Source organism: Streptomyces sp. NPDC020192 (assembly GCF_044388685.1).
Taxonomy (GTDB): domain Bacteria; phylum Actinomycetota; class Actinomycetes; order Streptomycetales; family Streptomycetaceae; genus Streptomyces.
In genome coordinates this window covers 241432-266900 of record NZ_JBIRXG010000005.1, presented here as the reverse complement: position 1 = coordinate 266900, position 25469 = coordinate 241432, and the positions used below count along the sequence as shown (strand labels likewise).

The window sequence follows — 25469 nt, the reverse complement described above, 5'->3', positions numbered from 1 at the left end:
AAGCCGGGGCGCGTATCAGCCTGCCGATCGGCAGGTACGGCCCGTACGCCGAGCGCCTGCGGCGGCAGATCGAGGGTGTGATCCGGCGGTTCAGGATCAAAGACCTCACCCTGACCGCCCTTCGATGCCGCCGGGCAGCAGGCCGAAGTCGAACGACGTGTAGTGCGCGGGGAGTTCCTTGTCCGACGCGGCACGCAGCTCCGGTTTGATCAGGACCTCGAGGGTGAGACAGCGCGGTTTCTTCACCCGCGACGAGACCGGCGCGGTCGTGGGCGCCGACCTCGCCGGCCGGCTCTTCAGCCGGGTCCAGGGCGCATCCTGATCAGGCTGACGGAGGGGCGTCCCGACCGGGGCCGCCCCTCCGTGTCCCGGAGCTTCGCATACTGACCGGCATGGCCACCTATGACGCACTCGGCGCGACGTATGCCCGGACACGACGACCTGATCCGCGGATCGCCGCGCAGATCCACGCCGCGCTCGGGAACGCGACCGACGTGATCAACGTCGGAGCGGGCACCGGCTCGTACGAACCGCAGCGGACGGCCCTCGCGGTCGAACCCAGCCGGGTCATGATCGCCCAGCGGCCGCCGGGATCCGCGCCCGCCGTGCGGGCGGTCGCCGAACACCTCCCGCTGCGTGACGACGCCGCCGACGCCGTGATGGCCCTGCTGACCGTCCACCACTGGTCCGACCTCGCGGCCGGAGTCGGCGAACTGCGCAGGGTCGCCCGCCGCCGCGTCGTCATCCTGACGTGGGACCAGCACATCTTCCGTGAGCGGTTCTGGCTCGTCCGGGACTACCTCCCGCAGGCAGCCGCGTTCGACGACACCCGCGCCACCCCGACCGGCCGGCTGGTCGACCTGCTCGGCGGGGCGCGCCAGGAACCGGTGCGGATCCCGCACGACTGCCTGGACGGATTCGGCGCCGCATACTGGCGCCGCCCCGACGCCTACCTCGACCCGCGGGTGCGCGCGGGGATCTCCATGCTCGCCCAGACCGGCGAGGAGGCCATCGCGCCCGGCCTGGCCCGGCTCGCGGAGGACCTGGCGACCGGCCGCTGGCACACACGTCACGCCGAGCTGCTCACGCTCGACAGCATCGACGTCGGGTACCGGCTCCTCGTGGCCGACCACTGAACCGCGGACGGACGGCGGCCCCGTGTCAGTACCAGTTACCCTGCGTGCATGACCCCGGCCGCCACCCCCGCCTACCGTCGGCTCAGCGTCGAGGAGCGGCGCAGCCAGCTCCTCGCCGCCGCCCTGACCCTCTTCGCGCACCGCGCCCCCGAGGACGTGTCGCTGGACGACGTGGCGGAGGAGGCCGGGGTCTCGCGTCCCCTGGTGTACCGGTACTTCCCGGGCGGCAAGCAGCAGCTGTACGAGGCCGCGCTGCGGTCGGCGGCCGAGGAGCTGCAGCAGTGCTTCGACGAGCCCCTGGAGGGGCCGCTACTGCACCGGCTGTCCCGGGCCCTGGACCGGTATCTGGCCTTCGTCGACGAGCACGACACCGGGTTCAGCGCGCTGCTCCAGGGCGGCAGTGTGGTGGAGACGTCGCGGACGACGGCCACCGTGGACGGCGTTCGCCGGGCCGCCGCCGAGCACATCTACCGGCATCTCGGTGTCGCCGACCCCGGCCCCCGGCTGCGGATGACCGTGCGGACGTGGATCACGGCCGTCGAGGCGGCCTCGCTGATCTGGCTGGACGAGGACAAGCAGCCCCCGGTCGAGGAGCTGCGCGACTGGCTGGTGGAGCAGTTCGTGGCCGTCCTCACCGTCACCGCCGGCCGGGACCCGCAGACGGCCGCCCTCGTCGGCGCGCTCGACGGGGATGGCTGAGACTGGACGGGTGAAGAGCCAGGACACCCCCTTCGAGGGCGGCCCGATGGATGGTCGTGTGCTGCCCGTCATGGTCGGCCCGACCGGGCACCCCCCGAAGACGTACCGCATCCCCGTCCCCGACCCGGACGGCGGCCCGCCCACGGTGCTGGTCTACCGCCGCGTGCCGAGGGGGCACAGCAAGCGGCTGGGGCTGATCCAGGGGTGGAAGTACCTCTACGACCCGGACGACATCTCGGGCGGCAGGCTCCGGTGGCCCTGGTCGAAGCCGGCCGCGGCACCGCGTGGCAAGCCGGACGACGCGGACGGGTGACATGTGTGGGCCGAACCGCCCATTCCGGACGCGCGCCCCGCACGGATCATCTGATGATCGCGGTGCGATAGGAGGCGAACAGCCCGCCCGCCGGGACACCCTCCCCGCACCCGAGGTGATGACGTGTCAGGAGTGCTTCTGCGCCTGGCCTGTACGACGACCATGGCGGCCCAGGCCGTCCTCGTCCCCGCACCCGCCGCGGCCGTACCGGAACCGCAGCAGTCCGTCGCCCAGCTGCTGACGAACCTTCAGCAGCTGTACCGGCGGACCGAACAGGCCATCGAGACCTACAACGGCACCGCGAATCTGCTGAAGCAGCAGAGCGCCCAGGTGTCCCGGCTGGACGGCGAACTGGCCCGCGCCCGGCTGGCCCTCCAGGACAGCCGGGCCGACGCCGGCCGGCTGGCCCGCCAGCAGTACCAGAGCAGCACCGGCCTCGGCCCCTACGTCCGGCTGCTCCTCGCCCCCGACCCGGAGCACGCCCTGGACGAGGGCCATGTCATCGGGGAGCTGGAGCGTGACCGGGCCCGTACGGTGTCCCGGCTGACCACCTCGGAGCAGCGCAAGGACGCCCTGGCCCGGGCCGCCCGCAAGGCCCTGGACACCCAGCTCACGCTCACGGACCAGCAGAAGAAACAGCACGACGAGGTCCGGGCCAGGCTCGCCGACGTGGAACGCCTGCTGGCCGGCCTCACCCCGGCCCAGCTCGCCGCGATCGCCGTGCTGGAGCAGCGGAACGTCACCGCGGCCCAGCAGAAGCTCACCACCGCCGGTGCCCTGCCCACGGCCCGCTCCGCCACCCCGGCCGGGAACCGCGCGGTCCGCTACGCCATGGACCAGGTCGGCAAGCCGTACGAGTGGGGCGCGGAGGGCCCCGACGCCTACGACTGCTCGGGCCTCACCGCCCAGGCGTGGTCCCACGCGGGCACCCCGATCCCCCGCACCAGCCAGGAACAGTGGCAGCGCCTCAAGCGCATCCCGCTGAGCGAACTGCGCCCGGGTGACCTGGTCGTCTACTTCCCCGACGCGACGCACGTGGCGATGTACGTCGGGGACGGCAGGGTCGTCCACGCACCGAGACCGGGAGACGCGGTGAAGGTGTCACCTCTGGCGTCGTACCCGGTCCTCGGTGCCGTACGTCCGGATCAGGCCCCGGCCACCGACGCCAGGTAGGCCTGCGTCTTCTCCGGCTCGTAGAAGAAGTCCTCGAAGTCGGCCGGGTCGTCGAAGGCGTTGGCGAAGCGGTCCGCGACCGGCTGGAGCTGGCCGGCCGCGCCGATGAGGTTCAGGATGTGCTCCGGCGGCGGGGCGAGCATCGCGTTGGTCCACTTGGTGACGTGCTGGGCCGTGGCCCAGTACCGGTCGAAGGTGGCCTGCATCCAGGCCTCGTCGAACTCCTTGTCCCCGTGTTCGAGGATCGAGGCGAGGTACGCGGCGGCGCACTTGGCCGCCGAGTTGGAGCCCTGACCGGTGATCGGATCGTTGGCCACGACGACGTCCGCGACACCCAGCACCAGGCCGCCGCCGGGCAGTCGGCCGATGGGGTTGCGGACCGTCGGAGCGTAGCGGCCGGCCAGCGTGCCGCCCGCGTCGGTCAGTTCGACCTTCGTCGCCCGCGCGTACTCCCAGGGCGTGAACTTCTCCATGAGTTCCAGGGTCAGGGAGAGGTGCTCCGCCGGGTCCTTGACGCCGTTGAAGACGTCGAGCGGGCCGCCGGGTATGCCCTCCCAGAAGAGGATGTCGGCGCGGCCGGAGGTGGTCAGGGTCGGCATGACGAACAGCTCGCCGACGCCCGGCACCAGGTTGCAGCGGACCGCGTCGAACTCCGGGTGCTCCGGGCGCGGGCCGAGACCGTGGACGTACGCCACCGCCAGCGCGCGCTGCGGCTCGCTGTACGGGGAGCGGGAGGCGTCGCGGCCGAACATCTGGACCAGCTCGCCCTTGCCGGCCGAGACCAGGACGAGGTCGTAGGCGCGGGAGAAGTAGTCGAGGTCGCCGACCGCCGCGCCGTGGATGACCAGCTGGCCGCCGCGCTGCGCGAAGGTCTCCATCCAGCCGGCCATCTTCACCCGCTGGTCGACCGACTGCGCGTACCCGTCGAGCCTGCCCACCCAGTCGATGGCCCGCTGCGTGGGGCCCGGGTCGTGTGAGCCGGGGGCCGCGACCGAGACGCCGAGTCCTTCGATCTTCGGGGCCTGGGACTCCCAGAAGTTCAGCTGGAGATCGCGCTCGTGCTGCAGTGCCGTGTCGAACATGCACTGTGTCGACATGACCCGGCCGGTGCGGATCTCGTCCGCGGTCCGGTTCGACATCAGGGTGACCTCGTAGCCGTGCGACTGCAGGCCGAGGGCGAGCTGGAGACCGGACTGGCCGGCTCCTACGACGAGTATCTTCCGCATGCGGGTGAGGGCTCCTAACAGGACTACTCGGGGGTTTCGTCCAGCGCGTGGCCGACCAGGGCCAGCAGTGTCTCGATGGCCGAAATTCGACGCCGCGCGTCCATGATCATGACAGGGATGTGCGCGGGTATCGTCAGCGCCTCCCGTACGTCCTCCGGCTCGAACAGCTCACTGCCGTCGAAGTGGTTGACCGCGACGACGTACGGCAGTCCGCAGCTCTCGAAGTAGTCCAGCGCGGGGAAGCAGTCCTTCAGGCGGCGGGTGTCGGCCAGGACGACGGCGCCGATCGCGCCGCGCACCAGGTCGTCCCACATGAACCAGAACCGCTGCTGGCCCGGTGTGCCGAACAGGTAGAGCACCAGGTCGTCGTCGAGCGTGATGCGGCCGTAGTCCATGGCCACGGTGGTGGTGAGCTTGCCCGGCGTGGCGGACAGGTCGTCGGTGCCCTCGCTCGCCTCGGTCATCAGCGCCTCGGTCTGGAGCGGCGTGATCTCCGAGACGGTCCCGACCAGGGTGGTCTTGCCGACGCCGAAGCCGCCCGCCACCACGATCTTCGTCGCGACGGGGGCCCTCGTACGGTCCGTCTGCCAGGATTTCAGGTCCTCGTCGGGCTCGGTGAAACCGGCGACGAGGGGGGTGCCTCCGACGGCGGAGGCGACGGCGTCAGAGACGACGGAGTCCACTCAGCACCCTTTCCAGCAGAGCGCGGTCCGGGCGGCCGGTGCCGTGACCCGTTCCGGTGCCGTACACACGGATCTTTCCCTGGTCCGCGAGGTCGCTCAGGAGCACGCGGACCACGCCGAGCGGCATCTTCAGCAGCGCGGCGATCTCGGCCACCGTGCGCATACGGCGGCACAGTTCGACGATGGCCCGCATCTCCGGCATGACCCGGGTGTTGAGGGAGCCGTTCGTCAGTTCCCTGCGCTCCTCGGGGGCTTCGAGGGCCGCCGTGCTGGCCACGAACGTCTCCACGAGGAGGACGTGGCCGAAGCGGGTACGGCCGCCGGTGAGCGAGTAGGGGCGCACGCGGGCGGGTTTGCGGTCGCCGCCGCGTATGGGGAGCTTCTTCTGCGGGCCGCTCATCGGGTGCTCCCCGTCGACTCGGCTTCCAGGGATTTTCGCAGCTCGCTGCGGAGTTCGGGGGTGAGGACGTGGCCGGCGCGGCCGACGAACAGGGCCATGTGGTACGCCACCACGCTCATGTCGCACTCGGCGGAGCCGTGCACGCCGAGCAGCGAGCCGTCGCTGATGGACATCACGAACAGGCTGCCCTCCTCCATGGCGACCATCGTGTGCCTGACCCCGCCGGAGTCCATCAGCTTGGCGGCGCCGACGGTGAGGCTGCCGATGCCGGAGACGATGGTGGCGAGGTCGGCGGAGGAGCCCCTCGGGCCCTTCGCCGCGCGCTTCTCGCGGGATGCGGCCCTGGGGGTCCCCCCGCGCGAGCGGGTTCGAGCGTGGGGGAGGGCCGGGTCGGACGAGAGCAGCAGCAGGCCGTCCGAGGACACTACGGCGACGGACTGGATGCCGGGCACTTCCTCCACCAGGTTGGTCAGCAGCCAGTGCAGGTTGCGGGCCTCACTGCTCAGTCCGAAGGTGCTGGGCGCGGTCAACTGCTTGCCTCCTCGACAGTGCCCCCCGTGGTGTCTTCCGTACGTTCCGCGATCTCCGCCTCTACGGCGCGGTAGCCGGCCTGGGCGCCGGTGCGGAAGCCGCCGAGCCTGCGGCGCAGGGCTTCGGCGTCGACGCTTGCGGTGCGTTGGCGGGGTGGGGCGGCGGGTGCGGTGATCCTGGGTGTGCGTTTGGGGAGGCCCTTGGCGGTGAGCCGCTCCTCCGCCTCGGCGGTGTCCTGCGGCGCCTCAGCCCGTGCGGCGTCCGCCTCGGCTTCACCGTCGGCGGCCGCCGGGTCCGTGGGCGCCGCGTCCGTTTCGGTGGCCGCAGGCTCCTGCGTCAGGTCCGGGAGCAGCAGCTCCATCGTCGTCTCGGCGTAGGTCTCCGCCGGGGCCTTCGGGCGGGTTTCCGTGGGCTCGGTGGGCGGCTCGGCCTGTTCGTGTTCGCCCGTCTCCTCCGCCCGTACCGCCTCCTCCGCCAGCGCCACCAACGGGTCGGTGTTCTTGGTGCGGCCGTGGAGGATGTTGGAGTTGACCTCGGCGTCGGCGCCCGGGAGGGAGAAGGTGCCGGTGCTGCTCATGGACGTGGTGTGCGGGGGGAGCGGGGCCGGCGGGGCCTGTGCCAGGAGGGTGGCCGGGAGGACGACGACCGCCGCGATGCCGCCCTGCTTCTGCGCGCGCAGCTGCGCACGGACGCCGTGGCGGTGGGCGAGGCGGGCGACGACGTACAGGCCGAGGCCGAGGCCGGTCTCGCCCTCGTTGTCGTAGTGGGACTCGGGGTCGAAGTCGGCCAGGCGGGTGTTGAGGACGTCGAGGCGGTCCGTCGCCATGCCGATGCCCTCGTCCTGGACGGAGAGCATCACCTCGCCGGACTCCAGGAGCCAGCCGGAGACCTCGACCGGGAGGTCCGGCGGGGAGAACGACGTGGCGTTCTCCATCAGCTCCGCCAGGAGGTGGGAGAGGTCGTCCGCCGCGAAGCCCGCCAGGTGGGCGTGCGGAGGGAGAGAGGCGATGCGGACGCGTTCGTAGCGCTCGATCTCGCTGACCGCCGCGCGGACGACGTCGACCAGCGGGACCGGGCCGTGGTGCTGCTGCACGTGCTCGGTGCCCGCGAGGACCAGGAGGTTCTCGCTGTGCCGGCGCATGACCGTGGCGAAGTGGTCCAGCTTGAAGAGCGTGGCCAGACGGTCGGGATCCTGTTCGCGCTCCTCCAGGCCCTCGATGACGGCCAGTTGGCGCTCGACCAGGCCCAGGGTGCGCAGGGCCAGGTTGACGAAGGTGCCGCTGATGCTGGTGCGCAGCCGCTCCAACTGGGCGGCGGACTCCGTGAGTTCGGCGTGAAGCGCCTCGCGGGCGTCGGCCATCTTCTGGCGCTGGCCGACCAGGTGCTTGCGGTCGGTCTCCAGCGTGGTGACCCGTTCGTGCAGGGCCGCCGCGTGGGCGTGCAGGGCGTTGACCGCGCGGACCACCTGGGCGAACTCGTCGTTGCGGCCGGTGAAGGCGATCGGCTCCTGGGCCGCCGGGTCCCCGGGCTCCGCCAGGCGGGCCGAGCCTCGGCGCAGGACGGACAGGGGGCGGGTCAGCGTACGGGCCATGGCCGTCGCGATGCCCACGGCCACCAGCATCAGGGCGCCCAGGACGGCGATGCGGATCTCCAGCGCCGTGACGTCGTCGTCGCGGAGTTTCGCCAGGTCCTTGGTGCGGTGGTCGTAGAGGGCGGATTCCGCGCCGGTCATGAGGTCGACCCGGGCGGACAGGGCCGCGTCCAGCTTCTTGGTGCTGGTGGTCAGCTCGCTGTCGGTGAGGGTGGGCTGGGCGGTCAGCGTGGCCAGGTACTCGTCCGCCGAGTTGACCTCGGGGCCGGTGACCGTGGAGTCGTAGGAGTCGACGGCGGACTGCGGGGCGGTCTCGCGGAAGTCGGCGAGGGACGCGTCGGAGCGCAGCCGGGCCTGCTGGGCGGCGGTGCTGAGCGCGTCGCGCTGCTTCCTGTCGGCCTCGGTGGTGGTGGAGATCGTGGTGGGCAGGCCGGTCACGGGGCTGATCACCGTGCGCGTGGTGCCCGGCACGTTCAGCGCGGCCAGCAGCAGGCCGCGGGCGGCGGCGGACTGCTGGACGGCGGTGTCCAGCTCGGCGAGCGCGTGGGCGCCGGAGCCGGCCCGCGGGGGCGACTGTCCGGCCAGCTGCTCGGCGAGCTTGTGCAGGGCGGTGATCGTCTCCGAGTAGGCCTGGTGGGCCTGGAGGGCCGTGCTCTTGCCGGTGAGCGCGGCCTGGCGGACGGCGTCGATGCCGTCGAGTGCGCTCCGCAGGCTCGCCGGGGTGTCGGTGTCGGCGCGCAGGTCCTCCACCTGGTGGTCGACGCGGGCGCTGCGGTCCTCGGAGGGGGCCTTCGCCTTGGGGCGCCCGGCCGCGAGGTAGGAGGTGACCTCGTCGCGCTCGTCGGCCAGCGAGTGGGCGAGGGCGAGCGCGTCCTGGGTGCGGGAGGCCAGCGTCACCAGGTCCTGGGAATCGCTGACGTTTCCGGAGGCGGTGAGCAGGGAAGGCGCCGCCGCGCCGGCGATCGCGGCGGCCACCACGGCGACGGCGGCGATCAGCCGGGTGCGCACATGGGTGGGACGGCCGGTGCCCACGGGGGTCTGCTGGGCGGTCCCCGCGGGGTCCGTCTGCCTGCCTGTGCGCCGAGGCCGCTTTTTCTGCACCGGTGCTCGCAATCCTGAACTCGTCTACCCAGGGGCCCGGGTGGCACCCCGTCATCTCGGTGCCAGGTGGTGCGTACACCCGGTTCGTACGGTTCCCGACCCTCCCAGCGCCGGTGGGCGGTGGCCCTGCATCACCTGACCCGCCACTCGAAGGAGTGAACATCGGAGGGGAGTTGACGGGCAAGTTCCAGTGGCGCGTGCACCACGGGTGTGCGGCACGCCGGTTGGACGCGCGCGGCAGGCTTTGGCAGTATTCGCCACCCGCCTCTTCCCGGAAGGGTCGATTCCCGCCTAAAACAGGCGCCTGACCTGCAAGGTCGTATCAATTCGGGGGCACTTACCAGGCTTTGGCGGAAGCCGTGAAGACCTCGTGCAGACTGGCTGGATGCGAACTGATCTCGTTTCGGACCCCGGTGACGCAAACCGCCCCAACGAGGACTTCGCCGGTGTCGGACTACCTGCCTCCGGACAGGGCGGTTGCGTGATCGTCCTCGACGGGGTGACACCGCCGAGGGATGAGACGGGGTGTCTGCATTCCGTCCCCTGGTTCACCGCGCGGCTCGGTGGCGCGCTGACCGAACTGACCGTTTCGGGGCGAGATCTGACGCTCCCGGAGATTCTCTCGCGGGCGATCGCGCGGACCGCCGAGGCCCACGGGGACACCTGTGACCTTTCTCACCCGCGCACCCCTCAGGCCACCGTGGCCCTGGCCCGCTGGTCCGCCGGCGCGGTCGAGTACCTGGTGCTGTCCGACTCCGCGCTGCTCCTGAAGGCCCCCGACGGCACGGTCACCGCGGTCCTGGACGACCGTCTCGCCCAGCTCCCGCGCGCCGCGCGCGCCACCGACGCCCTGGTGGACGCGCACCTGCGCAACAAGGAGGGCGGCTTCTTCACGGCGGCCGCCGACCCCGCCGTGGCCGCCCGCGCGGTCACCGGCACCGTGCCGCGCGACGAGGTCCGCGCGCTGGCCGCGCTGACGGACGGGGCGACCCGCTGGACGGAGAAGTTCCACGAGGGCGACTGGCCGGCCCTGTTCGACGTCGTCGAGAAGGAGGGCGCCCGGGCCCTGGTGGACCGGGTACGGGAGCTGGAGACGGCGGACAGCGAGAAGCGGGCGTTCCTGCGGCGCGGCAAGACGCACGACGACGCGACGGTGGTGTACGTCGAGCTGTGAGCCGCCCGCCCCCGCGGTCCGCTTCCCGGTCTACTTCTCCATGACGCCGTTCAACTGGTTCAGCAACCGGGCCAGTTCCGCGACCTCGCGGCGGTCCCAGTGGGCGAGCTGGCTGACGTAGCGGGCGCGGCGGGCCTCGCGGACCTTGCCGACCCGGCCGCGGCCCTCGTCGGTGAGGGTGACGAGCCAGGCGCGGCCGTCGGCGGGGTCGGGTTCGCGGGCGATCAGGCCCAGCTCCTCCAGGGCGCGCAGCTGGCGGGACATGGTGGCCTTGCCGACGCCGATGTAGCCGGCGAGTTCCGTGGCCCGCTGCCCGCCGCACTCGTCCAGCCGGATGAGCAGGCCGTACGCGGAGGACTCCAGGTCGGGATGGACCTCACGGGCCATCTCGCCCTGGTTGGCCCGGGCGCGCCGCAGGAGCACGGTCAACTCCCGCTCCAGCGCAAGGAATTCCTGGTCTGCACCACTGGGCGTCATCTGCCCGGCGGCGCGATGTGCGCCGTCGTTTCCGTGCTCATGCACGTCAGCACCCCTGCTCGGTTTCGCGATTCTGAAAGTTTCTGCCAAACGCCGCCATTGCCGCAGCTCCTCAAGTATTTCGCAGGCGTAGACCAACGGCGGAGTCCGGACCCCCTTCCCACGCCGTCATCTACGTGCGTAGCTTCTTTACCAGGCAATGAATGGCATGCCCACATCAGTGGGACGACCCCCCACAAGTTTTCCCCACGGTTCCTCCCACAGGTTTGTTGCTCCCCCCACTCACTCTCCCCGGAGGCACGTCATGCCCGTGCACAGACCCGGTTCCTTCCGGCCGCGCCCGGTCGCCGTCCTCGTCACGGCCCTGCTCGCGGCGCTCTCCTTCACTCTTCCCCTCAGCTCCGCCCAGGCCGCCACGAAACCCGGCCGCGGTTCCGCCCACATGGGCATGGGCGTCCTCGCCCACGACGGCAAGGCCGGCACCCCCGCCCCCGCCGCCGTCACCCAGACCGAGGGCGTGGACGTCGCCGGCTACCAGGGCAACGTCGCCTGGTCGACCCTGTGGAACAGCGGGGTGCGCTGGGCGTACACCAAGGCGACGGAAGGCACGTACTACACGAACCCGTACTTCGCCCAGCAGTACAACGGCTCGTACAACGTGGGCATGATCCGCGGCGCCTACCACTTCGCGACCCCGGACACCACCAGCGGCGCCACCCAGGCGAGCTACTTCGTCGGCCACGGCGGCGGCTGGTCCGGGGACGGCAAGACCCTGCCCGGCACGCTCGACATCGAGTGGAACCCCTACGGCGCCGCCTGCTACGGCAAGACCGCGAGCCAGATGGTCAGCTGGATCGCCGACTTCCTGAACACCTACAAGTCCCTGACCGGCCGGGACGCCGTGATCTACACCGCGACCAGCTGGTGGACCCAGTGCACCGGGAACTACGGCGGCTTCGCGACGAACAACCCGCTGTGGATCGCCCGCTACGCCTCGGACCCGGGGACGCTGCCGGCCGGGTGGTCGTACTACACGATGTGGCAGTACACCTCCTCCGGCCCGACCGTCGGTGACCACGACAAGTTCAACGGCGCCCTGGACCGGGTGCAGGCCTTGGCCAACGGCTGACGGCTGTACGGCTCGCTGCTGACCCCTGCCCGACGGGCAGGGGTCGCTCTGTTCCCGGAGCGCCGCGAAACGCTGCGTTGGTGCTCCGCGCCGCCCCGGACGATCCTGGTCAGGAGAGGCTGCCGAGCTAGGGCGAGATGAGCGGCGATGGAGCGACAGGAGCGACAGTCGACGTACACGTACACGGCCACGGCCACCATCGACGAACAGGGCATCCTCACGAGCTGGAGCGAAGGAGCACAGCGGCTGCTCGGCTACGACTCCCCCGCCGTCGTCGGCCGCCCCGCCACCGCCCTGCTCGCCACCGAGGGCTCGGCCGCCCGCCGGGTGCTGACCGGGCGGCAGCGCTGGAACGGCACGCTGCCGCTGCGCCACCACGACGGCCGGCTCCTGGAACTGGCCGTGCTCGCGCACCGGCGCACCTCGCAGACCGGGGGCACCGAATGGCTCGTGGTGAGCGCCGTACCGGCCCGCGCGCAGCCGCCCCGGGGCGAGCCGCTGGAGGAGTGGACGTTCCTCCAGTCCCCGTTCCCGCTGGCCATCTTCGACGCCGAGCTGCGCCTGGTGCGCGCCAACCGCCGCATGGAACGCGCCCTCGCCCTGCCCGAGGCCGCGGTACGAGGCCTGCGTCTGCCGCACATCGTGCCCGGCGCCGCGAGCGAGGAGGCCGACGGGTCGATGCGGCACGCGCTGGAGTCCGGCCGGCCGCAGGAGATCCGGGCACGGCTCTGGCCGGAACTGAGCCGCACCATCGTCCTCACCCCCCTGAAGGACGCCGACGGCAGGGTCCGGGCCGTCTGCCTGTCCGCCCGTCCGCCCGCCGCGCAGGACTCCACGATCACACCGAGTGACACACAGACCGCCCCGGGCCCGGACCAGACACGCCACGCCCAGGAACTCGCCGAGGCCACGGTCCCCGGCCTCGCCGACGCCATGGTGGTCGATCTGCTCGACACACCGCCGGAGGACGCGGTGGGGATCGTGGGGGCAGGAGGACAAGCGGCGGCCGAAACGCCCGGACGAGCCGGAGAAGCCGGACGGACCGGGCCCGAAGAAGCCCAAGGGGCTGGAGGCACCGAGGCCGGAGGCACCGGGGGCGAGGTCGGCGAGGGGAGCGGGCTGCGGTCCGGGGCGGTTGTGTTGCGGCGCGTCGCGGTGCGTGCCGTATCAGGCGGTGTCGGGTCGGCCGGTGGGGTGGGTGAGGCCGTTGGCTGTCCTGCGGGGGCTCCGCCTGCCCGGTGTCTGGCGGTGGGGCGTCCGGTGTTGTGCGACACGGCGGATCCGGATGTCGCCCAGTGGGCGGCGGTGGATCCCGGCGCGGGGTGGGTGCGGGCGGCCGGGGTGGGGTCGTTGCTGGCGGTGCCGCTGTCGACGCCGGGGGGCCCGCTCGGCGTGGCTCTGTTCGGGCGGCGGCGTGGCCGGGAGCCGTTCGGGCCGGAGGATCTGCGGCAGGCGCAGGAGTTCACGGCCAGGGCGGCCGCCGGCTTCCGGCAGGCCCGCGACCAGACCCGGGCCCGTACCACCACGATGGCCCTGCAGCGCAGCCTGCTCCCGCACACCCTGCCCGACCAGGCGGCCCTGGAGATCGCCACCCGCTATCTGCCCGCCGCGACCCGGGCCGGGGTCGGCGGCGACTGGTTCGACGTGATCCCGCTGTCCGGCGCCCGGGTGGCGCTGGTCGTGGGCGACGTGGTCGGGCACGGCATCCGCGCCTCGGCGACCATGGGCCGGCTGCGCACCGCGGTCCGCACGCTCGCCGACGTCGATCTGCCGCCCGACGAACTGCTCACCCACCTCGACGACCTGGTCCTGCGACTCGCCGCCGACGAGAGCAGCACGGACCCGGCCGGGGACACCGCCGGCGGCATCGGCACCACCTGCCTGTACGCGGTCTACGACCCGGTCTCCCGCCGCTGCACCCTGGCCCGGGCCGGGCATCCGCCGCCCGCCGTGGTCACCCCGGACGGCACCGTACGCTTCCTCGACGTCCCCGCGGGCCCGCCGCTCGGACTCGGCGGGCTGCCCTTCGAGGCCATCGAGGCCGACCTGGCCGAGGGCAGTCTGCTCGCCCTGTACACCGACGGGCTGTTCGAGGCCCGCGAGCACGACATCGACGAGGCGCTGGACAAGATGTTCGCCGCGCTCGGCCGCCCCGCGAAGACCCTGGACTCGGTCTGCGACCACGTGCTCACGGCGCTGCTGAGCCACCGCCCGGACGACGACATCGCCCTGCTCGTCGCCCGTACCCGGGCCCTGCACGAGGACCGGGTCGCCGCCTGGGAGCTGGCGGACGACCCCGTCGTGGTCTCCCACGCCCGTCGGCTCACCGACGAGCAGCTGTCCGCGTGGGGCCTTGAGGAGGTCGCGTTCACCACCGAGCTGATGGTCAGCGAGATGGTCACCAACGCCATCCGCTACGGCCGCCCGCCCATCCAGCTCCGGCTGATCCACCAGGACGCCACCCTGATCTGCGAGGTGTACGACGCCAGCGGCACCACCCCGCACATGCGCCGCGCCCGCATCTTCGACGAGGGCGGCCGGGGCCTGCTGCTGGTCGCCCAGCTCGCCGAACGCTGGGGCACCCGGCACGACCGGGTCGGCAAGACGGTGTGGGCGGAGCAGTCGCTCTCCCGGGCCACCGGGTGAGCCGGCCTCACCGGGCCGGTCAGCCGTTGCCACCGTTGCCGCCACGGCCGCCCTGACCGCTGGTCTCGCAGCCGACGCCGAGGCAGATCCCGCCGTTCCCGCCCTGCCCGCCGTTGCCGCCGTCGCCCGTGCCCACCGCGGCGCCGCCGTTCCCGCCGGCGCCGCCGTTCACGCTGCCCGAGCAGACGCCGGCGCAGATCCCGCCGTTGCCGCCCTTGGTGCCGTCACGGCCCGGTGCGCCGTCGGTGCCGTTGCCGCCGTTGGCGCTGCCGTTGCAGAGGCCGGCGCAGATGCCGCCGCCGGACCCGCTGGTCCCGTTGACGCTGCCGTTGCAGTTGCCCGCGCAGATGCCGTTACCGACGCGGACGCTGCCGTTGCCCACTTGGATGCCACTGCCCGTATGGACGCCGCCGACGGGGCCGGTGTCGGCCATCGCGGCCGGTGCCATCGCGCCTCCGGCGATCACCATGGCCGAGACGGCGAGGCCGAGACCGAATTTCCGAGAGTGCCTGCGCATGGGTTTTCTCTTTCTCCGGGTTTCTGTCCGGGTTAATTGCTCCGGGTTTCTGCCCGGGTTAATTGGATTCCAGAAGGCCGAGCCAGTCGCCGTTCAGGACCTGGCGCTCCCACGTGTCGACCTCCTTCTCGGAGATCTTGTACTTCTTGGCCACGTCGGCCTTCGTCGCCCGGCCGGTCAGCACGGTCACCGCGATCCTCGCCCGGTCCACCGGGGTGAGGTCCGACTTCGGCTTGTCGGGCAGGGCGTCGAACGAGAGGCAGCCGGGCTTGCCGGGTTGGCCGGGCTGACCCGGCTGGCCGGGCGCACCGCCCTTGCCGCCCGCGCCGCCCTCTCCGCAGTGGTCGGACTGCTGGGCCAGGGCCGCGTAGCCGCTAGGGGCCGGGGAGGAGTGGGTGGCTGCCTGGGCGCCGCACGCGGTGACGGTGACGATGGCCACGGAGGCCGCCGCGAGAAGGGAGGGACGCCGCCAGAGGCTTGTGGACATCGTGGTCTCCGTTTCCGATCGGGGGTCGATCTGGGTGCGAGGTGAGAGGTTTTGGATGTGGGCACTGTGGCCCGGTTCAGGGGGGTGGAGGCCTGGGCGGCCTCCACCCCCAGGGACGGTCAGAAGAGGCTGAAGCCGCCGGCCCCGCCGTTCCCGCCGGAGCCACCGATGAAGCCGAGGCCGCCCTTGCCGCCGGCACCGCCGTTGCCGCCCTGGAAGATGCTGTTGCCGCCGTTACCGCCGCCGCCGCCGTTGCCGCCCTTGGCGACGCCGTCGCCGCCGCCGCCGCCCTGGCCGCCGCCACCGCCGGAGAGGATGCCGGAGCCGCCGTTGCCGCCCTGGCCGCCGTTACCGCCGACGAAGCCCTGGCCACCGCCACCGCCGCCACCGCCGCCGCCACCGGTAAGGAGGCCGTTGCCGCCCGCGCCGCCCGCGCCGCCGTCACCGCCGGTGCCGAGAACGCTGCCGCCGCCGGACCCTCCGGCGCCACCGCCGCCGCCGACCACACCGCTGCCGCCGGCACCACCGGCGCCACCGGCGCCACCGCCATGGACGAAGGCCACGGTCGAGGCGGGCATCGGGGCCGCCATCGCGCTGGACACGGGGATGAGGACGCCTCCGGTGACCAGCGCGGCCGAGGCGGCGAAAGCCGCCAGCCGCAGCCCCCGGCGCTTCGGACGGATTTCGTCGTGGGTGCGAACGTTACGAGTCATGAGTTTTCTCCCATTCGGTGCGATGAATTCCGGAGAGGATTTCCGCTCTCCGTGCCGCCTCGTTTCCTTTGCGGTGAGGCCGTGCTTCAAGTAAGCCCGAACGGGAAATCAGGGTCACGTTCCGAGGACTCGGGACTTGACGCACCCACAGGCATGGGGTAAAGCCCGCGTAAGCGGCACAGGTCAGCCGAGGAAAGGCCGGGCCCAGGACGGCGGATCCGGCGGCGGCACGCGGTCCACCAGGGTCGGCGTACGGCCGCAGGGGCCGATGTCGGCGACGGCCGCGCGCAGGGCCGCGACGAATTCCAGGCAGCTGTCGTGCCGGTCGTCCGGCGCCTTGGCCAGGGCCTTCAGTACGACGTCGGCGGCGATCGCCGGGATGTCCGGCCGCTCCTCGCTGAGGGCGGGCGGCGGATCGTACTGGTGGGCCCACAGCAGCTCGAGGTGGTCCGCCCGCCGGAAGGGCGGGGCGCCGGCGAGCATCTCGTGGACCACGCAGGCCAGGCTGTACAGGTCGGCTCTGCCGTCCACCGGGCGCCCGGCGATCCGCTCGGGGGCCACGTAGTCGAGGGTGCCGACGAACTCGCCGGCGGTGGTGAACCCGGTGAGCGACAGCGACTTCTTCGCCAGCCCGAAGTCGGTGAGGTAGACGTGCTCGGGGTGCTCGCTGTCGACGCCCTTGGCGACCAGGACGTTGGCCGGTTTCACATCCCGGTGCACCAGGTCGTGGGCGTGGGCCGCGTCGAGCGCGGAGCCCAGCTGGGCCGCCATGCGCAACGTGGGGGGCACCGGCAGGTGCCCCTCCTGTTCGATCAGCGCGCGCAGATCGAGTCCGACGACGAAGCACATGGCGATGTAGAGAATCCCGTCGGCCTCACCGGCCTCGAAGACGGGCACGATGTGGGGATGGTCGATGGCGGCGGCCACCCGTGACTCCTGCTCGAAGCGGCGCCGAAAGGCGTCGTTGCGCGTGTACTCGGGCGCGAGCAGTTTGAGGGCGACGGTCCGCCCGAGCCGGAGATCCCTGGCCTGGTAGACGACGGCCATGCCGCCACGGCCGAGCTCGCGCTCCACCCGGTAGCCCGCGATCTCGGCCCCGATGAGGCCGGAGGGGCTCTCGGGAGGCCAACTCACGCCTGAATTCTACCGATCTATGCCGATGTGGCCGCATGACGGAGGCCCGGGCCTCCCTCACGGGACCCGGGCCTCCGGCTATCCGATCGCGTCCGTCACGCCGCGACCGGAACCTCCGGCGTCGCGCCGTTCATGGCGGGCGCGAGTGCCAGCTCCAGGACCTGGCGGACATCGGTCACGGCGTGGACGTCGAGCTTGTCCAGCACCTCGGCCGGAACGTCGTCCAGGTCGGGTTCGTTGCGCTTGGGGATGATCACGGTGGTCACCCCGGCGCGGTGGGCGGCGAGCAGCTTCTGCTTCACGCCGCCGATGGGCAGGACGCGGCCGGTCAGCGAGACCTCGCCGGTCATCGCCACGTCCGTGCGGACCAGGCGGCCGGAGAGGAGGGACGCGAGGGCCGTCGTCATCGTGATGCCCGCGCTCGGGCCGTCCTTCGGGACCGCGCCCGCCGGGAAGTGGATGTGCACACCCCGGTCCTTCAGGTCGGCCACCGGCAGCTCCAGTTCGGCACCGTGGCTGCGCAGGAAGCTCAGCGCGATCTGCGCCGACTCCTTCATCACGTCACCCAGCTGACCGGTCAGGGTCAGCCCCGCCGCGCCCGTCTCCGGGTCGGCCAGCGACGCCTCGACGTAGAGGACGTCACCGCCCGCGCCGGTGACCGCGAGACCCGTCGCCACGCCCGGGACGGACGTACGGCGCTCGGCCGGGTCCTGGGCGGACTCGGGCACGTGGTGCGGACGCCCGATCAGACCGCGCAGATCCTCCTCGCGGACGGTGAACGGCAGTTCCCGCTCGCCCAGTTCGTGCTGGGCCGCGACCTTGCGGAGCAGGCGGGCGATCGAGCGCTCCAGGGTGCGCACGCCCGCCTCCCGGGTGTACTCGCCGGCCAGCTTGCGCAGGGCGCTCTCGTCCAGGGTGACCTCGTCCTTGTTCAGGCCGGCCCGCTCCAGCTGGCGCGGGAGCAGGTGGTCACGGGCGATGACGACCTTCTCGTCCTCGGTGTAGCCGTCGAGCCGGACGATCTCCATACGGTCGGCGAGCGCCTCCGGGATGGCCTCCAGGACGTTGGCGGTGGCGAGGAAGACCACGTCCGACAGGTCGAGTTCGACCTCCAGGTAGTGGTCGCGGAAGGTGTGGTTCTGCGCGGGGTCCAGCACCTCCAGCAGGGCCGCCGCCGGGTCGCCGCGGAAGTCCGACCCCACCTTGTCGATCTCGTCCAGCAGGACCACCGGGTTCATCGACCCGGCCTCCTTGACGGCGCGCACGATCCGGCCGGGCAGCGCGCCGACGTACGTACGCCGGTGGCCGCGGACCTCGGCCTCGTCACGGACGCCGCCGAGGGCGACGCGGACGAACTTGCGGCCCATGGCGTGGGCCACACTCTCGCCCAAGCTGGTCTTTCCGACGCCAGGGGGCCCTACGAGGGCCAGTACGGCACCGCCGCGCCGCCCGCCGATCACGCCCAGGCCGCGCTCACCGCGCCGCTTGCGCACCGCCAGGTACTCGGTGATGCGCTCCTTCACGTCCTCCAGGCCCGCGTGCTCGGCGTCCAGGACCGCCTTGGCGCCCTGGATGTCGTACGCGTCCTCGGTCCGCTCGTTCCAGGGCATCTCGAGGACGGTGTCCAGCCAGGTGCGGATCCAGGAGCCCTCCGGGGACTGGTCACTGGACCGCTCCAGCTTGTCGACCTCCTTGAGCGCGGCCTCGCGGACCTTCTCCGGCAGGTCGGCGGCCTCGACGCGGGCGCGGTAGTCGTCGGACTCCTCGCCGTCCTGCTCGCCGTTCAGCTCGCGCAGTTCCTTGCGGACGGCCTCCAGCTGGCGGCGCAGCAGGAACTCGCGCTGCTGCTTGTCGACGCCTTCCTGGACGTCCTTGGCGATGGTCTCGGCCACGTCCTGCTCGGCGAGGTGGTCGCGGAGCGTCTGCGTGGCGAGCTTGAGCCGGGCCACCGGGTCGGCGGTCTCCAGCAGTTCGACCTTCTGCTCGGTGGTCAGGAACGGCGAGTAGCCGGAGTTGTCGGCCAGCGCCGAGACGTCCTCGATGGCCTGGACCCGGTCCACGATCTGCCAGGCGCCGCGCTTCTTCAGCCACGTGGTGGCGAGCGCCTTGTACTCCTTCACGAGGTCCGCGACCTGACCCGGCAGCGGGTCCGGCACGGTCTCGTCGATCCGCGCGCCCTCGACCCACAGGGCCGCGCCGGGGCCGGTCGTACCGGCACCGATCCGCACCCTGCTCCGGCCGCGGATCAGAGCCCCCGGGTCACCGTCGGCCAGCCGGCCGACCTGCTCGACCGTGCCGAGCACACCGGTCTTGGCGTACGTGCCGTCGACGCGTGGCACCAGCAGCACCCTGGGCTTTCCGGGCGCCGACCGGGCGGCGGCCTGTGCGGCCTCCACCGCGGCCCGCACCTCGGCATCGCTCAGGTCCAGCGGAACCACCATGCCGGGCAGCACGACCTCGTCGTCGAGCGGCAGAACGGGCAGGACGAGCGTGAACGCCGTGGACTCAGCAGCCATGATCTCCCCTTCGGCAGTCAACTTGAGCTATGCCGACTCAACCTCTGGGCATGGGCTGATGTTCCCTCCGTTTGTTCGCTGTGAGCGATCAGGAGGTGACGCAGAGATTCGTGCAGGTGGGGAGGGTCAGACCGGCTGCGCCCAGCGGCGCACCAGGGGCCAGCTCGCCACCCCTATCGTCAGGGCGATCAGATGGCCCCAGTCCGTCATCGGGTCCACGAACTCGGCCAGGTCGCTGAGCAGCAGGCCGGCCATGACCGTGAGCAGGGGCCAGCGGAACCAGGGGGCGAGGAGGCCGGCCAGGGAGCCGATGCTGGCGGCCACGCCGAAGCTGATGCCGTAGTCCAGGCGGTGCAGTGAGGTCGTGGGGAGGTGGCCGAGCAGGACGGCCAGGCCCACCGGGATCTCGGTCGCGAGCGTGGCCAGGACGTGCCCGGCGAGGAAGACACAGGCCGCCCGCGCACCGCCTATGCGCCGCTCCAGCGCGGTGAGCACCAGCACGAAGGCGGCCGAGTACGGCGAGAGGATCCCGCCCGCGATCCACAGCGCGCTCGCCAGGAGCACCACCGCCGGCGACTGCACCAGGTGGGCCACGTCCGTGCTGGAGTCCTGGTAGAGGGTGTTCATCAGGCCGGGAGCGGCCACGGCGCCGATCGCGGAGGTGAGGGCCAGGACGGCCGCGTAGGCGAAGGTGAAGGGTGTGCCGGCCGGGGTCGGCAGCAGCCGCCACAGCCGCGCGGCGAGCGGGTTCGGGCGCGCCTCGGCGAGGGTGAGAGCGGGAGCGGAAGCAGGGGGCGTGGCGCCGCGCTGGCGCGGCATGCCGTCCAGCAGGGCGGGGAGCGCGGGGGCCGGGATGACGGCCGCCGTGCCGTCGGACAGGGGCGTGCCCGTCAGGGGCGGGGACGCGGCCGCCTGAGGGCCCGTCGCGGTCCGTTCCACGATGTGGCGCTCCTTCCGTTGCGCCCACCATTGGGGCTCGGCGGGCCGCGTGTCTATGACCGACGCCACGCGAGAGCCGATTCACAGCAACCTCTCACGCGCCGAGTGCGTCCCCGCCCCCGCCGAACGGGCGAAACTCAGTCACACGGCGCGACGGCCATCTGCCGGTCGATGATCGCGATGCCGTCCGACCACATGATCGCGTTCACCATGGAGCAGTCGACCCACCCGCCGGGGCCGTTGTCCTCGTACTTCACGGGGCCCGCGTACTGCGAGTAGGTGCCCTCGTCCGTCTTGCAGGCGGTGTTCGCCTTGTTCGGACACAGCTTCAGCTTCATGTGCTTCGCGGTGCCGAGGTTGTTGTCGAAGACCGCGCACGCCCCGAACCTGCCGGTGGAGGACTTGGTGTAGGTGAAGAGGGTGCCGAAGCGCCGCGCGTCGGGCAGGCGTTCCGCGAACTGCAGCTCGTAGCCGCTGCCGCAGAGCGTGGCGGTCGCCCTGACCGCCGCCGGGTTCGCGGCCGCGATCGCACGGGTCTGCGCGCTGCGCGCGCCGGCCTCGGAGAGCGAGACGCCGGTCCCGGGAACGACCCGGTCGGCATGGGTGGGAGCGGCGTCCCCGGCCAGGGCCTGGGGAGCGGCGGCGACGGAAGCGAGGAGGGCGACGGCGGGAACGGCGCCACGAATGAGTCTGCGCATGGGGTTCAGGAGTGTCCCTTCCGGAAGATGCGGTCGGTTTCTCAGCCGTGGATCAGCGGCGAGCCGGTGAGCTGCTGGGTGATCGCGCCCTTTCCGTCCCCCTCGATGTCGTAGACGATCGTGGAGTCGGTCGACCAGAACACCTCGCCGTCGTAGAGGGAGGACTGCGGGACGCAGCGGTTGGCCGCCTCGTCGAGGAACCAGGTGTAGTTGTCGTTGACGAGCGTGGTCAGGTCGCATGTCTTCGAGGTGACCACGTGGTCCTCGCCGGTCTTGGTCAGCCGCTCCTCGATCCGCGACGTGATCTTGAAGCTGGTGAACCGCTTGGACAGGTCGACGACCTGGTCGTCGAGGATCTGCCAGTTCACGCTCGACTTGCCCGTCACCATGCCGTTCTTCAGCTCGGCGGTGTTGTGCACGTAGTAGGTCTGCGCCGGCCGCTTGTCGGGGTAGGTGACGTCGAAGTGGGAGCTGGTCGTGAGCGCGGCCGCGGAGGCCGGTGCGGCCAGCAGCATGCAGACGCCGGCGGCCGAGGCCCCCAGTCCGAGGGATGTGATGAGCTTACGCATGGGGGTGGTTCCCTTCACTGGTGAACGTGTCACTGAGGGCGGGTCACTGACGGCCGGTCACTGGTAGCGGGCGGCCCGGCGCCGTCGGGCGGGCTGCGCCATGTCGGCGAGGACTCCGGCGCCCTGGCCCGGAGCGGCGTCCCAGGCGCGGAGCTTGGCGGCGACCTGCGCCAGACGCGGGTCGCCGGGACGTACGCCGACGTAGAACAGGCCCTCGTAGGGGCGCTTGTCGTCGCCGCCCCAGCGCACCACGCCCTCGGTGTCGGCGAGGATGTCCCGGATCAGCAGTTCCTGGGCCGGGGTGAAGCTGCCGCGCAGACCCGGCGGGTACGAGCCCGGCCGGATGACGATCGCGGTCCCGGACGCCCGGTTCGACTCGGGAAGGCGCCGGTCGCGGATCTCCGACGCGGGCACCCAGCCCTCGACCGCGCGCGGCTCCCCGCGGACGCCGAGCGCGTCGATGTCGTAGTGGAAGCGGCGGATGACATGGACCAGGACGGCCTCGGCGTCGCCCATGCGGGCCTGGACCTTGAGCGGCGTTCCGGGGACGGGCCGGGTGTAGACGTTGCCGCGGTCGTCGGCGACCTTCTCCATCTCCCAGCCGTTCTGCGACGGGGCGCCGGTCCCGGCGTGCTCCTTGCGCTGCCGGGCGTGCTCCTGGGCTCTGCGTACCGCCTCGCGCAGCTTGTGGGGGTCGGGCCGCCCGGACGCGGCGTGACCGGGAGTGGTCAGCAGCTGGGATCCGAGAACGGTGCCTGCGGTGATGAAACCGGCACGGCGCAGGGCCGAACGGCGGGATATGTGCGTCAACGCTTCTCCTCACGGGCTTTGACGATCACGGGCTTTCACGAGTACGGCGGCGAGAGTGCTGGCCAGAGCGGCTCCGAAAGCTCCCGGATTGACGTATCCGGGTACGTCGTCGGAGCTGTACTGTCCGCCCGACGCGAGCCGGCATTCGACGCGGAGCGGCACGAAGCTGATGTCGGTGCTGGTGACGTGGAGCGCGCGGGAATCGTTCCGGCAGCTCGGCGGGGGCACCGAGTCGGCGCCGCCGTTCCCGGCGTCGGCGAGCATGACGAAGAACAGGCCCCAGGTGTACAGGCCGAGTCCCACCGCGAAGCCGAGGAGGACGAGTCCTCGTGGACCGGACGCGGCCGTCGCCCTGATTCCCTTCACGGTGAGGACGATCGTGCCGATGATTCCCACCGCGAGGGCGGACAGTACGAGCATGGGGCGGCCTTCAGAGGTTGCGGGAGATGGAGTTGTACTTCTCCATGACGTAGTAGAGGCCGAGGCGCTTCTTCGCCTCGGACAGCGCCGGCTCCACGGCGGGCCCCTGGTAGCGGCGCAGCACTTCGTAGATCTCGTAGTCGGTGTAGTCCAGACTCGGCTTGCGCAGCGCCTTGGAGTCGTCGTCGCCGCCGGGCTTTCCGTCGATGTCCCACATGTGGATCATCGCGACGCTGGTGAGGGCGAACTCCTCGTCGTCGTGCGACTTCTTCCACACGTTGTACTTGTCGGCGTCCTTCGTCACGTCGCGGTACGGCTGCCCGGTCACATAACCCTTGTCCAGGGCCCAGTTCCACGCCCCGCAGAGGGTCACCGCACGCTGCTTGGCGATGCCGGTCGAGGTGTCCCTGATGTACGTGCCCGTCGTGTTGAACGCCAGGATCACGGCCTCCCAGGCCGCCTCGTCCTCGGGCGTGATGTGCCGCATCTCCCAGTAACAGGACGTCTGGATCAGCGCCTTGCGCATGTTGTACTTGTTCGACAGCATCGTGATCACGTCGTCGTGGTCGACCACCGCCGACTGGAAGCACTTCCAGTGCTGGTAGCTGCGCGTTCCGCCGTCCAGCGGATAGCCGAGGGACTCCATGTACTTGCCGACGTCCGTCTGCATCGCGGAGATGACGTCACCGTTGAGCCGGACGTCGGGCTTGGCCGCGCGGGGCTTGTCGAAGGAGCCCTGGCCGGTGTCGCGCCCGGAGGCGATGTTGTTGTCGATCTCGATCAGCCCGTCACCGGAGCCGAGCTTGCGGGTGACGACCTGGTCGTAGGCCCAGTTCTCCGGCAGTGGGTAGCCGAAGTTCCCGGAGAAGCCGGAGGACATGTCGGACACGAACGACGCGGTGGCGTGCCCGGCCTCCGAGACGCGCTGGCACACGTTGCGCGGCCCGTACACGCCGATCGCATAGCGGTTGCCGTCGTCGGCGAGGGCGTCCACGATGCCCTTGAAGTGGGGCAGGACGCTGCTGGTGACGTCCTGGTCGAGGGCGTCGAAGTCGACGGCGAAGAAGATTCTCGTACCGGTCTTGAAGCCGTGGTCGAGCGCGGCGTTCACCGCGGCCTGGCCCGCCGCACGCCCGAGGGGGTAGCTGAAGTCGTCGGCGCCGCGCCCGTACGTCTGGTAGATCGGGAAGCAGCGCAGCCCGTTGTCGGCGATCGTCTGGAGTTCGCCGGCCTGGATCGCCTTCTCCGGCAGCGTGGTGACGGACGGGTTGGTGAGGTAGCGGCCCACGTACTTGATGCCCTGCGCCTTCAGCGTGGCCGCACGCGCGGGGGTGATCCGGGTGACGCCGTCGCTGGCCTCTCCCTTGCGGTCCTGGTCGCCGTAGGAGACGAGGAGCGAGGCCCAGGTCGAGTAGTCGCCCTTGCCGGTGACCGGAAGGTTCGCGAACGACTGGAACTGCTTGACGGCGTCCGACAGCGTGCCGTCGAAGGACGAGGTGAAGGAGACGGGCCGCTGGTTGAGGACCATGCCCGCGGAGAACAGCTGGACCCAGGTGCTGGAGGACCCGACACCCACGGTGGCCTTGTCCTTCAGACCCGACTGCGTGCCCGGGCCGAACACGCCGTTGGCGGTGCCGTCCGCCATGCCGAGCGTGTACTGGACCGCGTAGAGCATGGATTTGGCCACATCGCGGGAGTGGTGGCCGTCGCACGGGATGATGAAGAAGTCCTTGCGGTTGACGAACTGACCGTTGAGCCAGCGCTGCACCGCGCGGATGGCGTCCGAACCGCTGTTGACGGTGACGTAGGCGTCCATGTTGAGCAGGCTCTTGAACACCTTCGGTGTCACGTCGCTGCCGGGGAACGCGAAGTCGACGCCCATGTCCTGCTTCAGCTTGGTCACCGAGGCCTGGACGCGGCTGCTGTACTTGCCGTCGATGTCGCCGCCGTCGTAGCCCTTGCAGTACAGGGCGGACTGGATGATCCGGCAGAAGTTCTCGCTGGGAACGGTGCCGCTGTTGAGGCTCGGGTACTTCGACTGCAGGGCGTTGAGCGTCGTGGGGCCGAAGGTGTCGGACAGGGTGGTGATGCCGAGCTCGTACTGGAGGGCCCGGGTGAGGGCGAACATGGTGGTCCACCCGGTCTGCCCGGTCTCGGGTACGCGGTCGATGCCCAGCTTGCCCGCGTAGGCGGAGTTCACGAACGTCTGGGCTTTGCGAACCATCTCGTCGGCCATAGGGAGCGGCTTCTCCTTCAGCGAAACTGACATGAATAGGACAAGACAGAGGGCACGGGCGAAGGCCGGAGGCAGGGCTGGTGACGTGCGCGTCCAGTGGCGACGAGAAAGCGCTTGCCGCGTCTAGGTGAAGCCGCGTCTACATGAAGGT

24 protein-coding genes are annotated in these 25469 nt (G+C 71.4%); 7 read left to right on the top strand and 17 right to left on the bottom strand.

Features of this window, described 5'->3' with window-relative positions; translation table 11 throughout:
* Nucleotides 1–392: 392 nt before the first annotated feature.
* The 4 genes from ACH47Z_RS13045 to ACH47Z_RS13030 all read left to right on the top strand — a co-directional run bounded on the left by ACH47Z_RS13045 (nucleotide 393) and on the right by ACH47Z_RS13030 (nucleotide 3321).
* Nucleotides 393–1136: a class I SAM-dependent methyltransferase gene (locus tag ACH47Z_RS13045; RefSeq protein ID WP_399073289.1), complete on the top strand. Its 744-nt coding sequence runs from the start codon at nucleotides 393–395 to the stop codon at nucleotides 1134–1136.
* A gap of 48 nt (nucleotides 1137–1184) precedes the next feature.
* Nucleotides 1185–1835, top strand: coding sequence for a TetR/AcrR family transcriptional regulator (locus ACH47Z_RS13040; RefSeq protein WP_399073288.1), 651 nt, complete (start codon nucleotides 1185–1187; stop codon nucleotides 1833–1835).
* Between the two features lie 10 nt (nucleotides 1836–1845).
* Nucleotides 1846–2148 (top strand): hypothetical protein, encoded by a 303-nt coding sequence (locus tag ACH47Z_RS13035; RefSeq protein WP_399073287.1) that lies wholly within the window; start codon nucleotides 1846–1848, stop codon nucleotides 2146–2148.
* A gap of 123 nt (nucleotides 2149–2271) precedes the next feature.
* Nucleotides 2272–3321 carry an NlpC/P60 family protein gene (locus ACH47Z_RS13030; RefSeq protein WP_399073286.1) on the top strand — a complete coding sequence of 350 codons (1050 nt, stop codon included), beginning with the start codon at nucleotides 2272–2274 and terminating at the stop codon, nucleotides 3319–3321.
* Here ACH47Z_RS13030 and ACH47Z_RS13025 read toward each other — a convergent pair.
* Genes ACH47Z_RS13025 through ACH47Z_RS13005 form a run of 5 tightly spaced genes read right to left on the bottom strand, consistent with a single transcriptional unit; the run spans nucleotide 3294 to nucleotide 8853 of the window.
* Nucleotides 3294–4547, bottom strand: a complete 1254-nt coding sequence (locus ACH47Z_RS13025; RefSeq protein WP_399073285.1) for a styrene monooxygenase/indole monooxygenase family protein — start codon at nucleotides 4545–4547, stop codon at nucleotides 3294–3296. The genes ACH47Z_RS13030 and ACH47Z_RS13025 overlap by 28 nt on opposite strands.
* 23 nt (nucleotides 4548–4570) lie before the next feature.
* Complete coding sequence (locus tag ACH47Z_RS13020) at nucleotides 4571–5230, bottom strand: GTP-binding protein (RefSeq protein WP_399073284.1); 660 nt, start codon at nucleotides 5228–5230, stop codon at nucleotides 4571–4573.
* Nucleotides 5211–5630, bottom strand: coding sequence for a DUF742 domain-containing protein (locus ACH47Z_RS13015; protein ID WP_399073283.1), 420 nt, complete (start codon nucleotides 5628–5630; stop codon nucleotides 5211–5213). Before ACH47Z_RS13015 ends, ACH47Z_RS13020 begins: the two co-directional genes overlap by 20 nt.
* Nucleotides 5627–6160 (bottom strand): roadblock/LC7 domain-containing protein, encoded by a 534-nt coding sequence (locus ACH47Z_RS13010; RefSeq protein WP_399073282.1) that lies wholly within the window; start codon nucleotides 6158–6160, stop codon nucleotides 5627–5629. The genes ACH47Z_RS13015 and ACH47Z_RS13010 overlap by 4 nt, the downstream gene beginning before the upstream one ends.
* Nucleotides 6157–8853, bottom strand: coding sequence for a nitrate- and nitrite sensing domain-containing protein (locus ACH47Z_RS13005; RefSeq protein ID WP_399073281.1), 2697 nt, complete (start codon nucleotides 8851–8853; stop codon nucleotides 6157–6159). The genes ACH47Z_RS13010 and ACH47Z_RS13005 overlap by 4 nt, the downstream gene beginning before the upstream one ends.
* Before the next feature lie 385 nt (nucleotides 8854–9238).
* Here ACH47Z_RS13005 and ACH47Z_RS13000 point away from each other — a divergent pair, with 385 nt between their 5' ends.
* Complete coding sequence (locus ACH47Z_RS13000) at nucleotides 9239–10027, top strand: protein phosphatase 2C domain-containing protein (protein ID WP_399073280.1); 789 nt, start codon at nucleotides 9239–9241, stop codon at nucleotides 10025–10027.
* Nucleotides 10028–10057: 30 nt separating this feature from the next.
* Here the strand turns inward: ACH47Z_RS13000 and ACH47Z_RS12995 are convergent, their stop codons facing one another.
* Nucleotides 10058–10549, bottom strand: coding sequence for a MarR family winged helix-turn-helix transcriptional regulator (locus ACH47Z_RS12995; protein ID WP_399073279.1), 492 nt, complete (start codon nucleotides 10547–10549; stop codon nucleotides 10058–10060).
* Between the two features lie 259 nt (nucleotides 10550–10808).
* On the opposite strand from ACH47Z_RS12995, the gene ACH47Z_RS12990 reads away from it, so the two are divergent.
* Both ACH47Z_RS12990 and ACH47Z_RS12985 read left to right on the top strand, forming a co-directional pair.
* Complete coding sequence (locus tag ACH47Z_RS12990; protein WP_399073278.1) at nucleotides 10809–11633, top strand: lysozyme; 825 nt, start codon at nucleotides 10809–10811, stop codon at nucleotides 11631–11633.
* A 147-nt stretch (nucleotides 11634–11780) separates the two neighbouring features.
* Nucleotides 11781–14279, top strand: a complete 2499-nt coding sequence (locus ACH47Z_RS12985) for a SpoIIE family protein phosphatase (RefSeq protein WP_399073277.1) — start codon at nucleotides 11781–11783, stop codon at nucleotides 14277–14279.
* 19 nt (nucleotides 14280–14298) lie between these two features.
* Here the strand turns inward: ACH47Z_RS12985 and ACH47Z_RS12980 are convergent, their stop codons facing one another.
* The 11 genes from ACH47Z_RS12980 to ACH47Z_RS12930 form a co-directional block, all read right to left on the bottom strand.
* Nucleotides 14299–14796: a hypothetical protein gene (locus tag ACH47Z_RS12980; RefSeq protein WP_399073276.1), complete on the bottom strand. Its 498-nt coding sequence runs from the start codon at nucleotides 14794–14796 to the stop codon at nucleotides 14299–14301.
* 58 nt (nucleotides 14797–14854) lie between these two features.
* Nucleotides 14855–15283, bottom strand: coding sequence for a hypothetical protein (locus tag ACH47Z_RS12975; protein ID WP_399073275.1), 429 nt, complete (start codon nucleotides 15281–15283; stop codon nucleotides 14855–14857).
* Nucleotides 15284–15402: 119 nt separating this feature from the next.
* Nucleotides 15403–15996 carry a hypothetical protein gene (locus ACH47Z_RS12970; RefSeq protein ID WP_399073274.1) on the bottom strand — a complete coding sequence of 198 codons (594 nt, stop codon included), beginning with the start codon at nucleotides 15994–15996 and terminating at the stop codon, nucleotides 15403–15405.
* A gap of 183 nt (nucleotides 15997–16179) precedes the next feature.
* Nucleotides 16180–17130 carry a serine/threonine-protein kinase gene (locus ACH47Z_RS12965; protein ID WP_399073272.1) on the bottom strand — a complete coding sequence of 317 codons (951 nt, stop codon included), beginning with the start codon at nucleotides 17128–17130 and terminating at the stop codon, nucleotides 16180–16182.
* 95 nt (nucleotides 17131–17225) lie between these two features.
* Complete coding sequence (lon, locus tag ACH47Z_RS12960) at nucleotides 17226–19646, bottom strand: endopeptidase La (RefSeq protein ID WP_399073271.1); 2421 nt, start codon at nucleotides 19644–19646, stop codon at nucleotides 17226–17228.
* Nucleotides 19647–19772: 126 nt separating this feature from the next.
* Nucleotides 19773–20585, bottom strand: a complete 813-nt coding sequence (locus ACH47Z_RS12955) for a rhomboid-like protein (protein ID WP_399073270.1) — start codon at nucleotides 20583–20585, stop codon at nucleotides 19773–19775.
* Nucleotides 20586–20722: 137 nt separating this feature from the next.
* Nucleotides 20723–21283: a hypothetical protein gene (locus ACH47Z_RS12950; protein ID WP_399073269.1), complete on the bottom strand. Its 561-nt coding sequence runs from the start codon at nucleotides 21281–21283 to the stop codon at nucleotides 20723–20725.
* A gap of 41 nt (nucleotides 21284–21324) precedes the next feature.
* On the bottom strand, nucleotides 21325–21852 hold the full coding sequence (locus ACH47Z_RS12945; protein WP_399073268.1) for a hypothetical protein: 528 nt from the start codon (nucleotides 21850–21852) through the stop codon (nucleotides 21325–21327).
* A 57-nt stretch (nucleotides 21853–21909) separates the two neighbouring features.
* Entirely contained in the window at nucleotides 21910–22662 is a 753-nt protein-coding gene (locus tag ACH47Z_RS12940; RefSeq protein WP_399073267.1) for a hypothetical protein, read from the bottom strand.
* A 9-nt stretch (nucleotides 22663–22671) separates the two neighbouring features.
* On the bottom strand, nucleotides 22672–23082 hold the full coding sequence (locus ACH47Z_RS12935) for a hypothetical protein (protein ID WP_399073266.1): 411 nt from the start codon (nucleotides 23080–23082) through the stop codon (nucleotides 22672–22674).
* Nucleotides 23083–23092: 10 nt separating this feature from the next.
* Nucleotides 23093–25318: a glycoside hydrolase domain-containing protein gene (locus tag ACH47Z_RS12930; RefSeq protein WP_399073265.1), complete on the bottom strand. Its 2226-nt coding sequence runs from the start codon at nucleotides 25316–25318 to the stop codon at nucleotides 23093–23095.
* Between the last annotated feature and the right edge of the window lie 151 nt (nucleotides 25319–25469).

Excerpts from the sequence above, each read along its gene's own strand:
- ACH47Z_RS13045 (WP_399073289.1), top strand. The coding sequence starts at position 393 with ATGGCCACCTATGACGCACTCGGCGCGACGTATGCCCGGACACGACGA.
- ACH47Z_RS13040 (WP_399073288.1), top strand. The coding sequence starts at position 1,185 with ATGACCCCGGCCGCCACCCCCGCCTACCGTCGGCTCAGCGTCGAGGAG.
- ACH47Z_RS13025 (WP_399073285.1), bottom strand. The coding sequence starts at position 4,547 with ATGCGGAAGATACTCGTCGTAGGAGCCGGCCAGTCCGGTCTCCAGCTC.
- ACH47Z_RS13015 (WP_399073283.1), bottom strand. The coding sequence starts at position 5,630 with ATGAGCGGCCCGCAGAAGAAGCTCCCCATACGCGGCGGCGACCGCAAA.
- ACH47Z_RS13000 (WP_399073280.1), top strand. The coding sequence starts at position 9,239 with ATGCGAACTGATCTCGTTTCGGACCCCGGTGACGCAAACCGCCCCAAC.
- ACH47Z_RS12990 (WP_399073278.1), top strand. The coding sequence starts at position 10,809 with ATGCCCGTGCACAGACCCGGTTCCTTCCGGCCGCGCCCGGTCGCCGTC.
- ACH47Z_RS12985 (WP_399073277.1), top strand. The coding sequence starts at position 11,781 with ATGGAGCGACAGGAGCGACAGTCGACGTACACGTACACGGCCACGGCC.
- ACH47Z_RS12980 (WP_399073276.1), bottom strand. The coding sequence starts at position 14,796 with ATGCGCAGGCACTCTCGGAAATTCGGTCTCGGCCTCGCCGTCTCGGCC.
- ACH47Z_RS12975 (WP_399073275.1), bottom strand. The coding sequence starts at position 15,283 with ATGTCCACAAGCCTCTGGCGGCGTCCCTCCCTTCTCGCGGCGGCCTCC.
- ACH47Z_RS12970 (WP_399073274.1), bottom strand. The coding sequence starts at position 15,996 with ATGACTCGTAACGTTCGCACCCACGACGAAATCCGTCCGAAGCGCCGG.
- lon (WP_399073271.1), bottom strand. The coding sequence starts at position 19,646 with ATGGCTGCTGAGTCCACGGCGTTCACGCTCGTCCTGCCCGTTCTGCCG.
- ACH47Z_RS12950 (WP_399073269.1), bottom strand. The coding sequence starts at position 21,283 with ATGCGCAGACTCATTCGTGGCGCCGTTCCCGCCGTCGCCCTCCTCGCT.
- ACH47Z_RS12945 (WP_399073268.1), bottom strand. The coding sequence starts at position 21,852 with ATGCGTAAGCTCATCACATCCCTCGGACTGGGGGCCTCGGCCGCCGGC.
- ACH47Z_RS12935 (WP_399073266.1), bottom strand. The coding sequence starts at position 23,082 with ATGCTCGTACTGTCCGCCCTCGCGGTGGGAATCATCGGCACGATCGTC.
- ACH47Z_RS12930 (WP_399073265.1), bottom strand. The coding sequence starts at position 25,318 with ATGGCCGACGAGATGGTTCGCAAAGCCCAGACGTTCGTGAACTCCGCC.